This window comes from Kitasatospora nipponensis (assembly GCF_039528135.1).
Classification (GTDB): domain Bacteria; phylum Actinomycetota; class Actinomycetes; order Streptomycetales; family Streptomycetaceae; genus Kitasatospora; species Kitasatospora nipponensis.
In genome coordinates, this window is the sequence record NZ_BAAALF010000975.1 from 1 (window position 1) to 569 (window position 569).

Sequence of the window (569 nt, forward strand, 5' to 3'; positions counted from 1 at the left end):
CCGCTCCGGCCTGCCCGGCCCGGCGCCACACGAGCACCCGACGCTGCTGCCGCGCGTCGACCTCCCGGGTGGCCCGGACGGTGAGCAGGTCGCCGTCGAGCCGGGCGTCCCGGGTCTGCTCGACGCCGACCCAGTCGGCCCGCGAGGAGATCCGGATCCGGTGCACGACCTCGCCGTGGGCCACCCACCACCCACCCGCGTACCCCATGTAGGACGGGCCGGGCCCCGGTGTCGTCGGCATCATGCTCACCGAGACGTGGCCGTCGGCCGTGTAAACCAGCATTCCCTCGGGCGAGGGGCCCAGCGGGCCTTCGCCCACGGGCCGCCCCGCCTCGTCCAGGTCGTGGAAGGCCTCCAGGTGCCACACCCCGACGATGTCCTGTGTCATGTTCGGTGCTCCTTTCCGGCTGCCCTGCGGGCCGCGCACTCCTCCACGAAGCCGAGCGTCCTCAGGTGGTACGCGCGGGCCGTCCAGCCGAGGCTGATGTTGTGGCCCGCGTCGGGTTGGTGGTCGATCACGACCCGGGGTGACGCGCTCAGCCGGGACCGCAGCCGGGCCACGGCCTGCT

General features: G+C 74.0%; 1 protein-coding gene and 1 pseudogene. Both read right to left on the bottom strand.

The window, feature by feature from the left end:
- Nucleotides 1–388, bottom strand: a 388-nt coding sequence (locus tag ABD323_RS44400) for a lipocalin-like domain-containing protein (protein WP_344447656.1), incomplete at its 3' end; no start/stop codon positions are given.
- Nucleotides 385–569 (bottom strand): annotated as a pseudogene (locus ABD323_RS44405) (alpha/beta hydrolase); the annotation flags it as partial. The gene ABD323_RS44400 and the pseudogene ABD323_RS44405, both read right to left, overlap by 4 nt.